General features: G+C 70.2%; 14 protein-coding genes. 6 read left to right on the top strand and 8 right to left on the bottom strand.

What is annotated here, in order from left to right; translation table 11 throughout:
- Positions 1-8: 8 nt before the first annotated feature.
- A complete protein-coding gene (locus I8N67_RS25395; protein ID WP_200305883.1) occupies positions 9-1133 on the bottom strand; it encodes a magnesium and cobalt transport protein CorA in 1125 nt (374 codons plus the stop codon).
- A 591-nt stretch (positions 1134-1724) separates the two neighbouring features.
- Between I8N67_RS25395 and I8N67_RS25390 the strand changes: the two genes are divergently transcribed.
- The 4 genes from I8N67_RS25390 (at position 1725) to I8N67_RS25375 (ending at position 5033) form a co-directional block, all read left to right on the top strand.
- Positions 1725-2321 carry a suppressor of fused domain protein gene (locus I8N67_RS25390; RefSeq protein WP_200305881.1) on the top strand — a complete coding sequence of 199 codons (597 nt, stop codon included), beginning with the start codon at positions 1725-1727 and terminating at the stop codon, positions 2319-2321.
- Between the two features lie 275 nt (positions 2322-2596).
- Positions 2597-3238, top strand: coding sequence for a DUF6758 family protein (locus I8N67_RS25385; RefSeq protein ID WP_200305879.1), 642 nt, complete (start codon positions 2597-2599; stop codon positions 3236-3238).
- A gap of 170 nt (positions 3239-3408) precedes the next feature.
- Complete coding sequence (locus I8N67_RS25380; RefSeq protein WP_200305877.1) at positions 3409-4269, top strand: PHP domain-containing protein; 861 nt, start codon at positions 3409-3411, stop codon at positions 4267-4269.
- A 158-nt stretch (positions 4270-4427) separates the two neighbouring features.
- On the top strand, positions 4428-5033 hold the full coding sequence (locus I8N67_RS25375; RefSeq protein ID WP_200305875.1) for a MarC family protein: 606 nt from the start codon (positions 4428-4430) through the stop codon (positions 5031-5033).
- An 81-nt stretch (positions 5034-5114) separates the two neighbouring features.
- Here the strand turns inward: I8N67_RS25375 and I8N67_RS25370 are convergent, their stop codons facing one another.
- Positions 5115-5267, bottom strand: a complete 153-nt coding sequence (locus I8N67_RS25370) for a DUF8834 family protein (RefSeq protein ID WP_200305873.1) — start codon at positions 5265-5267, stop codon at positions 5115-5117.
- 261 nt (positions 5268-5528) lie between these two features.
- Here I8N67_RS25370 and I8N67_RS25365 point away from each other — a divergent pair, with 261 nt between their 5' ends.
- A complete protein-coding gene (locus tag I8N67_RS25365; protein WP_200305871.1) occupies positions 5529-6428 on the top strand; it encodes an NYN domain-containing protein in 900 nt (299 codons plus the stop codon).
- On the opposite strand, the gene I8N67_RS25360 is transcribed toward I8N67_RS25365, so the two are convergent.
- Both I8N67_RS25360 and I8N67_RS25355 read right to left on the bottom strand, forming a co-directional pair.
- Positions 6425-7309: an alpha/beta fold hydrolase gene (locus I8N67_RS25360; RefSeq protein WP_200305869.1), complete on the bottom strand. Its 885-nt coding sequence runs from the start codon at positions 7307-7309 to the stop codon at positions 6425-6427. The two genes, I8N67_RS25365 and I8N67_RS25360, sit on opposite strands and share 4 nt — an antisense overlap.
- A gap of 338 nt (positions 7310-7647) precedes the next feature.
- On the bottom strand, positions 7648-9915 hold the full coding sequence (locus tag I8N67_RS25355; RefSeq protein ID WP_234046274.1) for a DEAD/DEAH box helicase: 2268 nt from the start codon (positions 9913-9915) through the stop codon (positions 7648-7650).
- 483 nt (positions 9916-10398) lie between these two features.
- Here I8N67_RS25355 and I8N67_RS25350 point away from each other — a divergent pair, with 483 nt between their 5' ends.
- Positions 10399-11175, top strand: a complete 777-nt coding sequence (locus I8N67_RS25350) for a ferritin-like fold-containing protein (RefSeq protein ID WP_200305865.1) — start codon at positions 10399-10401, stop codon at positions 11173-11175.
- 95 nt (positions 11176-11270) lie between these two features.
- Here I8N67_RS25350 and I8N67_RS25345 read toward each other — a convergent pair whose 3' ends face one another.
- The 4 genes from I8N67_RS25345 to I8N67_RS25330 form a co-directional block, all read right to left on the bottom strand.
- The gene (locus tag I8N67_RS25345) at positions 11271-11543 is read right to left on the bottom strand and encodes a hypothetical protein (RefSeq protein WP_200305863.1); all 273 of its coding nucleotides are present in this window, start codon (positions 11541-11543) and stop codon (positions 11271-11273) included.
- Between the two features lie 210 nt (positions 11544-11753).
- A complete protein-coding gene (locus I8N67_RS25340; RefSeq protein ID WP_200305861.1) occupies positions 11754-11981 on the bottom strand; it encodes a DUF3107 domain-containing protein in 228 nt (75 codons plus the stop codon).
- Between the two features lie 179 nt (positions 11982-12160).
- Positions 12161-12802 carry a TetR/AcrR family transcriptional regulator gene (locus tag I8N67_RS25335; protein ID WP_200305859.1) on the bottom strand — a complete coding sequence of 214 codons (642 nt, stop codon included), beginning with the start codon at positions 12800-12802 and terminating at the stop codon, positions 12161-12163.
- A gap of 248 nt (positions 12803-13050) precedes the next feature.
- The gene (locus I8N67_RS25330; protein ID WP_200305857.1) at positions 13051-13269 is read right to left on the bottom strand and encodes an Rv3202a family protein; all 219 of its coding nucleotides are present in this window, start codon (positions 13267-13269) and stop codon (positions 13051-13053) included.
- Between the last annotated feature and the right edge of the window lie 155 nt (positions 13270-13424).

The following is a 13424-nucleotide window of genomic DNA, read 5'->3' as shown; positions in this document are numbered from 1 at the left end:
GAAGGAAGCTAGAGCCACCCGTTCCGCTTGAGCGTGCGGTGGATGCCGAGGCAGAGCGCGACCGTGACGCCGAGGACGACCGGATAGCCGAACTTCCAGTGCGTCTCGGGCATGTAGTCGAAGTTCATGCCGTACACACCGCAGACCATCGTCGGTACGGCGATGATGGCCGCCCAGGAGGTGATCTTGCGCATGTCCTCGTTCTGGGCGACGGAGGCCTGCGCCAGGTTGGCCTGGAGGATCGAGTTGAGAAGCTCGTCGAAGCCGACGACCTGCTCCTGGACCCGCGCGAGGTGGTCGGCCACGTCACGGAAGTACTTCTGGATGTCCGGGTCGACCAGCCGCATCGGCCGCTCGCTCAGCAACTGCATGGGCCGCACCAGCGGCAGCACCGCGCGCTTGAACTCCATGACCTCGCGCTTGAGTTGGTAGATCCGGCCGGCGTCCGTACCCCGCGGCGTGCCCTTGCGGCCCGGCGAGAACACCTCCGTCTCCACCTCGTCGATGTCGTCCTGCACGGCGTCCGCGACCGCCACGTACCCGTCGACGACATGGTCGGCGATGGCGTGCAGCACGGCCGAGGGCCCCTTGGCGAGCAACTCCGGGTCGTCCTGCAGCCGGTGACGCAGCGCCCGCAGCGAACCCTGCCCACCGTGCCGGACGGTGATGAAGAAGTCCCGCCCGGTGAAGCACATGACCTCGCCGGACTCCACGACCTCGCTGGTGGCGGTGAGTTCGTCGTGCTCGATGTAGTGGATGGTCTTGAAGACGGTGAAGAGGGTGTCGTCGTACCGCTCCAGCTTCGGCCGCTGGTGCGCGTGCACCGCGTCCTCCACGGCCAGCGGGTGCAGCCCGAACTCGGCCGCGATACCGGCGAATTCGGCCTCGGACGGCTCGTGCAGGCCGATCCAGACGAAGCCGCCGTCGCGGCGCACCTGACGGATCGCCTCGTGCGGGGTCAGGTTCCGGTCGAACGCGACGCGCGCGCCGTCGCGGTAGACGGCGCAGTCCACGACGGCCGTCGTCGCCTCCGCCGGGCGCGTGGCGTCGTACACGCCGCCGTCCTTGCGCAGCGACAGGCGGGAGGGACGGGACGGGCGGACGGCGGCACGCAGGTTGTGGATCATCGACATGAGCAGGCTCCTTCACAACGAAAGGCCGTCGATGACGGTTGGAACTACCCGGAATGGGGACGTTTTGACTGCGGATGTTTGGCACGTCCACAAAGCGGGGAGCACCGCACCGTCGCGGTGACAGCTTCGCCTGATTCAGATCAGCGACATCGGATGGGTGACGTCTGATCGGTGATTCGGATCAAGTCAGGAAAGAAGTGCTCTTCCGTTGCGCGACGACCGAGGACCGACAACTGATGACGATCGACGAGCGGCACGACGCGAGTGAGGGTGGCAGCCGGCAGAGCGTGAACTACGGCTACAGCAAGAGCTACGGGACTCGGCGAGCGGAAGAGCGGGTGGTACTGCACGGTCGACTTCGGTCCATCGCAGCCCCACCTCCTCCGGCCGGTCCCCCGTAAGGGACGTTCCATACCCCGTCAGGGGTTCCCCGTAGGGGAGTCAGTCATCTCAGGTCGAGACGCGAAGGCTTGAGAGCGACGCTTCTGCGTGCTGCCCGCATGCTGTCTCGATCAGGCGCCCCAGACTAACAGTCGGCTGAAGTGTCAAGGCGCCCGTTTGCCGGTTCCTGACGAGTTCTATGCTCGGCTCATGGCTGATGTTCTTCCGTTGGTGGAGGCCCGTTTGCGCACCGCGCTGGGCGAACCGGACGCGCGCGCCGCGGTCACCTTTCTCGGCACGGACCGCATCGAGGTGCTCCGCTTCACCGCCGGCGGCACCGACGGTGACATCGTCCGCTACGCCACGCTCGGCATGTCCGCCCAGCCGATGGCGGACCCCACCGCGGTCCTCGCCGACCCCGTCAAGGGCCCCCGCGCCGAGCTCGTCCTCTCCGTGCGGCGCGGCATCGCCGACACCGGCAAGGTGCTCCGCCCGCTCGCCGTGCTCGCCGCATCACCGCAGGTCGAAGGCGTGATCGTGGCTCCGGGTGCCTCCCTCGACGTGGGCGGGCCGCTGTGGCCCGGTGCCCCCTTCACCTCCGTCCTCGTCGCCGAGTCCGGCGGTCTGGTGGAGGACCTCGAACTCGACGCCCCCGCCGACCCCGTACGGTTCCTGCCGCTCCTCCCGATGACCGCCAACGAAGCCGCCTGGAAGCGGGTCCACGGGGCCCAGGCGCTCCAGGAGCGCTGGCTCACGCACGGCACCGACCTTCGCGACCCGGTCCGCAAGTCCGTCCCTCTGGGCTGACCGACCCTCCTGCCGGTTTGCTCGGCACGTCTTCCCTGTGTGACGGACGGCACGCCGCACGTGACCGGAGGGCCGTCGGGAGGTGGCCGAAAATCGCCGCTTCCCTTGGTCGTGTGGGTAGTTGATCCCGTCGGCCGGCTGGCCGGACCGCCGCCGTCCGGAGCCCGCCGACCGTCCGTCGGCCGGCCGGCGGCTGTGCGCGGAATGTGACGCGCACGCGCCGGACGGGTGATCGTCCTTGACGCGAGGAAGCACGGGGAGGACCGTTGGGCCCTATGAGGGGCGAACCCAGTTGCCCGAAGTGTGGTGGCCGGGTCAGGGCTCCCGGCCTCTTTGCCGACTCCTGGCAGTGCGCCGTGCACGGGACGGTGCACCCGCTGCAGCCCGTGATCCCGCCCAGCGTCGAGGCCCTCAGCGTCGTCGTGCACCGCGCCAAGGTGCCCGTGTGGATGCCGTGGCCGCTCCCGGTCGGCTGGCTCTTCACGGGTGCCGCCTTCGCCGGGGACGACCGCAGCGGCGGTCGCGCCACCGCCGTGGCCTGCTCCGGACCGGGCCCGCTCGGCGGCATAGGCGAACTGGTGCTCATCGCCGAGGAACTCGGCGTCGGCCTCGGTGCGCGGTACGCGGGCATCGACGGCCCCGACCCCGGTCCGTATCTGAGTGTCGAGAAGCCGCCTCAGGCGAAGCTGCTCGCCGCGGGACGGCCGACGCCGCTGTGGCATGTCTCCGGCACGCCGGACGACCGCGCGGTCTTCGCGGGCGAGGCGCTCGGCCTGTGGCTGTGGGCGGTCGTCTGGCCCGAGCAGACGGGACTGCTGATGTACGACGAGCTGGTGCTGACGGATCTGCGGGACGCGGGGGCGGAGGTGGAGTTGCTGCCCTGCGGGGCGCTCTCGCCCCGGATCCTTGAACCGTAGGAGCGCTGGGATCGGAGGTCCGGGCGTTCCGGCGGCAGCGGGTGTCGGTAGACCTTTCCGCCGAGTGCCTGTAGGGGGCACTCGGCGGTTTCGGTTGTGACCGGAGAGCTTCGGAAGGGCGTTATCCTTGAGCGTCCGCTTCCGTTTCGTCTGCGCCTGGAGTCCACGTCGTGCGTATCGATCTGCACTGCCACTCCACGGCCTCCGACGGTACGGACACCCCCGCCGAGCTGGTGCGGAAGGCGGGGGCGGCCGGGCTGGACGTCGTCGCGCTGACGGACCACGACACGACGCGCGGTTACGCCGAGGCGATCGCCGCGCTGCCGGAGGGGCTCACACTGGTCACCGGTGCCGAGCTGTCGTGCCGGCTGGACGGCGTGAGCATGCACATGCTGGCCTACCTGTTCGACTCCGAGGAGCCCGACCTGTTCGCCGAGCGCGAGCTGGTCCGGGACGACCGCGTGCCGAGGGCCCGCGGAATGATCGCCCGACTCAACGAGCTGGGTGTGCCGGTGACCTGGGAACAGGTGGCGCGGATCGCCGGTGACGGTTCCGTGGGCCGGCCGCACGTGGCCACCGCCCTCGTCGAACTCGGCGTCGTAGCGACCGTGAGCGACGCCTTCACCGAGCAGTGGCTCGCCGACGGCGGCCGTGCCTTCGTCGAGAAGCACGAGAGCGACCCCTTCGAAGCCATCCGGCTGATCAAGGGCGCCGGCGGTGTCGCTGTCTTCGCCCATCCCGCCGCCGTCAAGCGCGGCCGGACCGTACCGGAGTCGGCCATCGCCGAGCTGGCCGCCGCCGGACTCGACGGTATCGAGGTCGACCACATGGACCACGACCCGGCGACCCGGGCACGGCTGCGCGGCCTCGCAAAGGAGCTGGGGCTCCTCACCACCGGGTCCTCGGACTACCACGGCAGCCGCAAGACCTGCGTACTCGGCGAGTACACGACCGACCCCGAGGTCTACGGGGAGATCACGCGCCGGGCCACCGGAGCGTTTCCCGTGCCGGGGGCCGGCGGAGCCCGGTAGCTCGCTCCCTCGCGGCTCGCCCTCTCGTCGTACGGCACCCGGCGCTGCCGGCGGTGCCTACCTTCCTGCGCCCACCGTGGTCAGCGGCCGACCCGCCCGCAGGCCACGGTGGTGAGCAGCCCTGTTGTTCTTCCTTCCTCTTCCCGCAAGGCATCCCTGTGCTCGATCCAGCCGTTTTCGGTTCCCTCTTCCTCACCCTCTTCGTGATCATGGATCCCCCGGGGATCACCCCGATCTTCCTCGGGCTCACCGCCGGCCGACCCGCTCGGACCCAGAAGCGGATGGCGTTCCAGGCCGTCTGCGTGGCCGGCGGTGTGATCACCGTCTTCGGGCTGCTCGGGCAGCACATCCTGGACTATCTGCACGTGTCCGTGCCGGCGCTGATGATCGCGGGCGGGCTGCTGCTTCTGTTGATCGCGCTGGATCTGCTGACCGGAAAGACGGACGAGCCGAAGCAGACGAAGGACGTGAACGTCGCGCTGGTGCCGCTGGGGATGCCGTTGCTGGCGGGTCCCGGTGCGATCGTGTCCGTGATCCTGGCGGTGCAGAAGGCGGACGGTGTGGCCGGCCAGGTGTCCGTATGGGCGGCGATCCTGGCGATCCATGTGGTGCTGTGGGTGACAATGCGGTACTCGCTGCTGATCATCCGCGTCATCAAGGACGGCGGGGTGGTGCTGGTGACCCGGCTCGCGGGCATGATGCTTTCCGCGATCGCCGTGCAGCAGATCATCAACGGCGTCACCCAGGTCGTACGCGGCGGCTGAGCCCCGTACCGCTTCCATACACAGGGCCCCGTACGGCATCGCTGCCGTACGGGGCCCTGAAGTGTGAACGGATCCGCGGTACTACGAGGCGGTCGCGTCGGTCGGGCGGATCCAGAGGCGCTGCCCGATGGCGGCGGCCTGCTGCACGATCCGGTTGACGGAGGCGGCGTCCACGACGGTGCTGTCCACGGGTGTGCCGCTGACATCGTCGAGTCGCAGAATTTCGAAGCGCATGGGCTTCTCCCTTCGTCTGGTCATCCTCCTGAGGAGAACTACTGGTGGTGGTACGCGGGTCGTCGGTGCCCGTGCTCCATGTGGATCCAACGGGATGCGTGTTACAAACATTCCCTACGCTAAGGAAATTTTTCGAGAAGCTAATTACTGCCTGGTAAGCGGAGTGTGCGCCAAGCTGTCGTGAGGGTGTCTACCGGGAAACTGGAAGACTGATTGGGACCGGTTGTGTTCGCAGCGTGACCGCCGGGACAATGGCTGCATATGAACACCGACGACCTCACGGCGCTCGGCGCCCGCATCGACCGTACGAACGAACTGCTCCATCGCATGCTCGCCGAGGTGGCGAAGACGCCCTCGACGCATTCGATCTTCGTCGATGCCGGGTACCTGTACGCGGCCGTGGGACGGCTCGTGGCGGGCACGGAGGACCGGCGGTCCTTCGACCTCGACGCCGAAGGGCTCATCGACGCCCTGATCGACAAGGCGCGCACGATCTTCGCGGACAGCCGGCTGCTGCGCGTCTACTGGTACGACGGGGCGCGCCGCCGCATCCATACGGCGGAACAGCAGTCCATCGCCGAACTGCCCGACGTGAAGGTACGGCTGGGCAACCTCAACGCCAACAACCAGCAGAAGGGCGTCGACTCCCTCATCCGCACCGACCTGGAGTCCCTGGCCCGGCACCGCGCGATCAGCGACGCCGCCCTCATCGGCGGCGACGAGGACCTCGTCTCGGCGGTCGAGGCCGCGCAGGGGTACGGGGCGCGGGTCCACCTGTGGGGCATCGAGGCACCCGAGGGCCGCAACCAGGCCGAGCCGCTGCTCTGGGAGGTCGACAGCCAGCGCACCTTCGACCTCGACTTCTTCAAGCCGTACGTGTCACGGCGGGCCGCCGCGACGTACGAGGCCACCGGCGGGGCCCGGCCCAGCCGCGAGGACGTCCGCTTCGTCGGCGCACAGATCGCCGCGAAGTGGCTCGCCGCCCGGGGCCGGGAGACCCTTCAGGAACTGCTCCACGGCCACCCGTACCTCCCCGGCTCCGTCGACCAGGACCTCCTCGTCGAGGCGGAGGGACTGCTCCAGTACTCCCTGCGGGGCCAGGCGGATCTGAGACGGGCGCTGCGGGACGGGTTCTGGGAGCACTTGCGCGCGCAGTACTAGCGCTCGGTGACCCTGGCCCCGACCCCGTCCCAGAAGCCGATGAGGGCGTCGGCCGTCGCCTTCGGCCGGTCCGTGTTGGGGGAGTGCTCGGCGCCGCGGATCACGGTGCGGTGGGCGCGCAGTCGTACGGCCATGTCGTCGAGGACCGGGATCGGCCAGGTGTCGTCGCGTTCGCCGGACAGGACGTGCTTGGGCAGGTCCACGGCGGCGAGTTCGGCGACGCGGTCGGGTTCCGCGCAGAGTTGGCGGCCCGTGGCGATGAGCTGGGCCGGCGTGGTGGCGAGCCAGCGGCGGCGGAGGTCGGAGCGGTCGTCCAGACCCTCGTCGAGGGCGCCCGTGGCGGTCTCCTCCGGTGTCTCCATCGCCTGGATGGCGTCCCACACCTGCTCCATGTCCATCACGGCCAGGGCGTCCCGCAACAGCTTCACGCGCTGCTGCTGGTCGGCCGAGATCTGGGCGGGGCCCGAAGCCATGAGGGTGAGCGAGGCGAAGGGGGTGGCGTCCCGCAGTACGGCCGCGCGGGAGATCTGGCCGCCGAGGGAGTGGCCGACGAGGTGCAGGGGGCTTCCGTCGCCCACCGCCGCAGCCTGGGCGAGGAGGTCCTTCGCCAACTCCGCCTGCGCGTACGGTGCCTCGTCGCGCTCGGCACCCGGGCTCTCGTACTGGCCGCGTCCGTCCACCGCCACCGACCGGTAACCCGCCTCCGCCAGCGGCTCGTGCAGCGCGATGAAGTCCTCCTTGCTCCCGGTGAACCCCGGCACGAGCAGCACGGTCCCCTTCACCGCCGTCCCCGCGTCGATCACGGCGAACTCCCCACGAGGGGTACGCAGACGGTGGGCGCGGGCGCCGGGGGGTGGGGTGAAGGAGGGGGGACGGCTCATGGGGGGAGGGTAGCCGGAGGGGTTCGCCCCCGCCGCCCCTACCCGTCCCATCCCGTTCCTGGGGGCTGCCGCCCCCCAGATCCCCGCTGTCGGCCGGAACGCCTCGTCCTCGAACGCCGGACGGGCTGGGGGCGCCTGGGGCGGGCCGTGCAGCGCAGACCGTAACCAATTCAGCTCCGACCGCGATCATTTCAGCCCCTCCGGCGTTTGAGGAGCGGGGTCCGGGGCGGAGCCCCTGGGATGGGACGGGTAGGGGCGGCGGGGGCGAAGAACGCCCCTGGCAACGCCGAAGGCCCGGCCCCCGCAAAGGGGAACCGGGCCTTCGGCGTTGCGACTGGTCAGCCCTCCGTGGACTCCACGGCAACCGCAGCCTTACGCGTGCGACGCGGCTTCGTGGCCTGCTCCTCCGTCGGCTGGGCAGGCACCACGGCCTCGGCCGCAGCCGCGACCTTGCGCGTCCGGCGACGCGGCTTCGCGACCTCGACCGTGTCGACGGCGACCTCGACAGTGGCCTCGGCGGCGTCCACGACGGTCTCCGCGACCTTGCGCGTCCGACGACGCGGCTTGGCCGGAGCCTCGTCCGCCGACTCGGCGGTCACGGCCTCCGGAGCCTCAACCACGGGCTCCGCGGTCTTGCGGGTCCGGCGACGGGCCTTGGGCGCGGCCTCTTCGACGACGGGGACGGCGACGGCCTCTTCGACCACGCTCACGACGGGTTCCGCGGTCTTGCGGGTCCGGCGACGGGCCTTGGGCGCGGCCTCTTCGACGACGGTGACAGCAGCGGCAGCGGCCTCCTCGACCACGCTCACGACGGGCTCCGCGGTCTTGCGGGTCCGACGGCGGGCCTTGGGCGCGGCCTCTTCGACGACGGTGACAGCAGCGGCAGCGGCCTCCTCGACCACGGCCTCGGCGGTCGCCGCAGCCTTACGGGTACGACGGCGCGGCTTGGCCGGGGCCTCGGCCGTGTCGAGCGCGACCTCCGCGGCGACGGCGGTCTCGGCGACGGGTTCGATCGCCGCCTCCGCCGTCTTGCGCGTGCGGCGCCGACGCGGCTTGGGGTCCTCTTCGACGGCCTCGACCGGCTCGGCGGGCGCAGCGGGCGTGGCCTCGACCGTTTCGACCACGGCCTCCGCCCGCTCCGACGGCCTACCCGCGACCGCTTCGTTCGCTCCGGCCCGGGTGCGGCGCCGACGCCGGGGCGTGCGGGGCTCGGACTCGGCGGTGTCGACGACCGGGGTCGTCACGGACGACGAGGGCGCGGTCGCCGTGGCGGCGGCCCTCGCCTCCGGGGCACCGCCCTCAGAGGCCGTGCCGTTGCGCGTACGGCGGCGCTGGCGCGGGGCGCGAGCCGGGCGCTCGCGCTCGGCGGCCGGGGCGGCGGAACGGCCGCCACGACCGCGGGCGCCGCGGCCGCCCGGCTCGCCGAGGTCTTCCAGCTCCTCGGCGTCCAGCCCGGCCCGGGTGCGCTCGGAGCGCGGCAGGACACCCTTCGTGCCCGCGGGGATGCTCAGTTCCTCGAAAAGGTGCGGGGACGTGGAGTACGTCTCCGGCGGGTCGTTGAACCCGAGGTCCAGCGCCTTGTTGATGAGCTGCCAGCGCGGGATGTCGTCCCAGTCGACGAGGGTGATCGCGATGCCCTTGGCACCCGCGCGGCCCGTACGGCCGATGCGGTGCAGGTACGTCTTCTCGTCCTCGGGGGACTGGTAGTTGATGACGTGGGTGACACCCTCGACGTCGATACCGCGAGCGGCGACATCGGTGCAGACGAGGACGTCGACCTTGCCGTTGCGGAAGGCACGCAGGGCCTGCTCGCGGGCGCCCTGTCCGAGGTCGCCGTGGACCGCGCCGGAGGCGAAGCCACGCTGCTTGAGCTGGTCGGCGAGGTCGGCGGCGGTGCGCTTCGTACGGCAGAAGACCATGACCAGTCCCCGGCCGTCGGCCTGCAGTATGCGCGCTACCAGCTCGGGCTTGTCCATGTTGTGCGCGCGGTAGATGTGCTGCGAGGTGTTCGCGACCGTCGCACCCTGGTCGTCCGGCGCGGTGGCGCGGATGTGCGTGGGCTGAGACATGTAACGGCGGGCCAGACCGATGACCGCGCCCGGCATGGTCGCCGAGAACAGCATGGTCTGGCGCCTGGCCGGAAGCATGTTGATGATCTTCTCGACGTCGGGCAGGAAGCCCAGGTCGAGCATCTCGTCGGCCTCGTCGAGGACCAGGCACTTGACGTGCTTGAGGTTCAGCTTCTTCTGGCCGGCAAGGTCGAGGAGTCGTCCCGGCGTGCCGATGACGACGTCGACGCCCTTCTTGAGGGCCTCGACCTGGGGCTCGTAGGCGCGGCCGCCGTAGATCGCGGTGACGCGTACGTTGCGCACCTTGCCGGCGGTCTGGAGGTCGTTGGTGACCTGCGTGCAGAGCTCGCGGGTGGGGACGACGACGAGCGCCTGCGGGGAGTCGACGAGGTCCTCGGGCTTGGCGCGGCCGGCCTCGACGTCGGCGGGGACGATGACGCGCTCGAGGAGCGGGAGGCCGAAGCCGAGCGTCTTGCCGGTGCCGGTCTTGGCCTGGCCGATGACGTCGGAGCCCGAGAGGGCGACCGGGAGCGTCATCTCCTGGATGGGGAAGGGGTTGATGATGCCGACGGCCTCAAGGGCCTCGGCCGTCTCGGGAAAGATGCCGAGATCGCGGAAAGTCGTAGTCAGGGTGCTGCCTCTTCTGTGTACGCGGTGTGAGGCGAGCGCGGGGGTCGTGTCGGACCGTGCCTGGGACGTCGGCCGCCTCACGGGCGGACCGTGTGGCACGGGACCACTGCCGACGCTCTAGCGCTCATACCGCTGAGGGGGTCCCCTCCGGACGCCGTACGCATCGATGCCGTACGGAAAAGGAGGGCTGTCGGGTCGGAGCCGATCGGGCCACCGACCGGGCATCCTCATACGTGCGGCCTGTCGAGATTCCGTCGAGATACGTCGACGTACCAGCAGGCGCATTACCACCATACCCCGGAATCGCGCATATGCGATGGCCGATTTGGTCACGTAGTCGTCGTCACACTGAATGACCAGGCCCTTCCGCCCTGCGAGGAGCGGGCTATTGTGCGCTTCATGACCACGTCTGACAAGCCTGAGAACCCCACCGGCAGCGAGTCCACCGACACCACCGACACCACCGAGGTCACCGGGATCGCCGCCCAGGACTGGGCCCGGGCCGCCGGCGACCCGCAGTATCGTGCTGCGGTCGTGGATCTGCTCGGAGCGCTGGCGTACGGGGAACTGGCCGCGTTCGAACGGCTCGCGGAGGACGCGAAGCTGGCGCCGACGCTCGTCGACAAGGCGGAGCTGGCCAAGATGGCGGCGGCCGAGTTCCACCACTTCGAGAGGCTCCGGAACCGGCTCACCGAGATCGGCGCGGAGCCCACTCGGGCCATGGAGCCGTTCGTCGACGCGCTCGACGGCTTCCACAAGCAGACCGCGCCGTCGGACTGGCTGGAGGGACTCGTCAAGGCGTACGTCGGCGACTCGATCGCCAGCGACTTCTATCGGGAGGTCGCCGCGCATCTGGACTCGGACACCCGGGGGCTGGTGCTCGCCGTCCTCGACGACACCGGGCACGCCGGGTTCGCCGTCGAGAAGGTGCGGGCCGCGATCGACGAGGACCCGCGGGTGGGCGGGCGACTGGCGTTGTGGGCGCGTCGGTTGATGGGGGAGGCGCTGTCGCAGTCGCAGCGGGTGGTCGCCGACCGGGACGCCTTGTCCACGATGCTGGTGGGCGGGGTCGCGGACGGGTTCGATCTGGCGGAGGTGGGGCGGATGTTCTCGCGGATCACCGAGGCGCACACGAAGCGGATGGCCGCGCTGGGCTTGGCCGCTTGAGCGCCTAGTCGCCGTGGGGTGATTTGTCGTTGTGCGGGTGCGGGTGTTTCGTGGCTGGTCGCGCCATTCCCCGCGCCCCTTCAGGGGCTTGGCCCCTACGCGGGTGCTGAGCTGCTGTGCCGAAATCGCCCCGTCGGGCGCAGCAGCAGGGAGAGTGACGCCGCGGCGACGATCAGGGCGCCGGAGAGGACCAGCAAGTAGTTCGCGGAGCCGAGCGCGGTGTGCGTGAGGAAAGCGCCGAAGAGGGCGCCGGCGATGCCGGTCGGGAGGACCAGGGTCCGCGACGGCAGGCGGTGCGGGAGCCGATAGGCGGCGGCGCAGGCCAGGGCGAAACCGAGGATCGCGGATCCGAGTGCTTCCAAGAACATGATCGGGGTCCCTCCCGCACGGCCTGGCCTGGGCAAATCGGTCGTAGCCGGTCCTACCCGCGAGTCACGGAACGCAATCATTCTCTGTGGATGAGATGTGATCGATCCGTGCGGTTCGGGCCTTGCGGGCCATGAGGTGCGGGCATACGGAAGGGGCGCGGTGGTTTCACACCACCGGGCCCCTTCCGCACGCCTCTTGACGCCCCTTGACTACAGCGCGCTGAAGCCGACCTTGCGGACGGTCGGCTCGCCGATGTCGATGTAAGCGAGACGGTCGGCAGGGATCAGCACCTTGCGGCCGTGCTCGTCCGTGAGGCTCAGCAGCGCCGACTTGCCGGCCAGCGCCTCGGCAACGGCACGCTCGACCTCCTCGGCACTCTGACCGCTCTCCAGAACGATCTCGCGGGGCGCGTGCTGCACGCCGATCTTGACCTCCACGGCTATGTCCCTCCGACGGTCAGTGAAGTGCGCGGGCATCCGCGCCGTACGCAGCACACATTAGCCCGGTGAGGGGACGTACACGCTCCGCCTGAGAACGCCAGGAGCGAACAGGGCGGGGGAACAAAACCTCGGGCCCGGTGACGTGGTCACCGCACGGGCCCGGGGCCGTGCCGTGGTCAGTGGTGGTCGATGCCGTGCAGGGGGAAGCCGGCGATGCCGCGCCAGGCCAGCGAGGCGAGCAGCTGGACCGCCTGCTCCCGCGGGACGCTGCGGTCGCTGTGCAGCCACGACCGGGCCACCACCTGGGAGAGGCCGCCCAGACCCGAGGCGAGGAGCATCGACTCCGCGCGCGAGAGACCGGTGTCCTCGGCGATGACGTCGCAGATGGCCTCGGCGCACTCGTTGGCGACTTTGTCGACGCGCTCGCGCACGGCGGGCTCGTTCGTCAGGTCCGACTCGAAGACCAGGCGGAAGGCGCCGCCCTCGTCCTCGACGTACGCGAAGTAGGCGTCCATCGTGGCCCGGACGCGCTGCTTGTTGTCGGTCGTCGACGCGAGCGCGCCGCGTACGGCCTGGATGAGGGACTCGCAGTGCTGGTCCAGCAGGGCCAGGTACAGGTCGAGTTTGCCGGGGAAGTGCTGGTAGAGCACCGGCTTGCTGACGCCCGCGCGCTCGGCGATGTCGTCCATCGCGGCCGAGTGATAGCCCTGCGCCACGAAGACTTCCTGGGCGGCGCCCAGCAACTGGTTCCGTCGGGCTCGGCGCGGCAGGCGTGTGCCCCGCGGGCGCGCCGCCTCTGTCTGCTCGATGGCTGTCACGCCGCCTCCCAAGATCGTCCACATGCGGTGTGCGCCGCGTCGCCATCGTACTTTTCGGTAACCCCGGTGTGCGCGGTACGAGCGCAGAATTTCATGGACCGGACAGCGGGGAAAGTGCCGCGGACCATATCAAACACGGGCAGGGCGGGCAGGAGGAAGCCCTTTCTCATCACCGATCGTCGCCTTTCGCGTCCCCGGTGGCCGTCCCCGGTGGCCGTCCCGGGTGGTCGTCCCAGGTGAGCGCCGGGTTACCGGTAGTCGTCCTCGTCGAGGGAGACGACCCGGGCCTGTTCCGCGAGATCGGCCTCGTTCGCGGCGCCCGGGTCGGCGTCGGTCAGCGGGTCGTCCCGGTCCTGTGCGACGTCCGTGCGCTGCTCGGCGGCATCGGCCTCGGGGGCCTCGACGTCGTCGATCTCCATGGAGTCGTCCTCGACGAAGGTGTCGGGATCGGTCGGGTCAACGGCCATCGCGGGTTCCCCTTCCTGATGCTGCCCCGGTACCGCCGGAATGTCCTGGCTGTCCTTGACATTCCCGATGTCGTCAAGGCGGCACGGGCCATGTACGGGTGCCCTGGTTACGAGCCTAGGAGACAGCCGATCGGGACGCTATGTGATTCGGCCGT

It is taken from the genome of Streptomyces adelaidensis, from assembly GCF_016598475.1.
Lineage (GTDB): Bacteria > Actinomycetota > Actinomycetes > Streptomycetales > Streptomycetaceae > Streptomyces > Streptomyces adelaidensis.
Note: the sequence above shows the minus strand (reverse complement) of the source record. Positions and strands in the feature narration are given on the sequence as shown.

Bases quoted from the DNA above. Each gene is read 5' to 3' on its own strand.
- I8N67_RS25395 (WP_200305883.1), bottom strand. From the start codon at position 1,133: ATGTCGATGATCCACAACCTGCGTGCCGCCGTCCGCCCGTCCCGTCCC.
- I8N67_RS25390 (WP_200305881.1), top strand. From the start codon at position 1,725: ATGGCTGATGTTCTTCCGTTGGTGGAGGCCCGTTTGCGCACCGCGCTG.
- I8N67_RS25385 (WP_200305879.1), top strand. From the start codon at position 2,597: ATGAGGGGCGAACCCAGTTGCCCGAAGTGTGGTGGCCGGGTCAGGGCT.
- I8N67_RS25370 (WP_200305873.1), bottom strand. From the start codon at position 5,267: ATGCGCTTCGAAATTCTGCGACTCGACGATGTCAGCGGCACACCCGTG.
- I8N67_RS25365 (WP_200305871.1), top strand. From the start codon at position 5,529: ATGAACACCGACGACCTCACGGCGCTCGGCGCCCGCATCGACCGTACG.
- I8N67_RS25360 (WP_200305869.1), bottom strand. From the start codon at position 7,309: ATGAGCCGTCCCCCCTCCTTCACCCCACCCCCCGGCGCCCGCGCCCAC.
- I8N67_RS25355 (WP_234046274.1), bottom strand. From the start codon at position 9,915: ATGACGCTCCCGGTCGCCCTCTCGGGCTCCGACGTCATCGGCCAGGCC.
- I8N67_RS25345 (WP_200305863.1), bottom strand. From the start codon at position 11,543: ATGTTCTTGGAAGCACTCGGATCCGCGATCCTCGGTTTCGCCCTGGCC.
- I8N67_RS25330 (WP_200305857.1), bottom strand. From the start codon at position 13,269: ATGGCCGTTGACCCGACCGATCCCGACACCTTCGTCGAGGACGACTCC.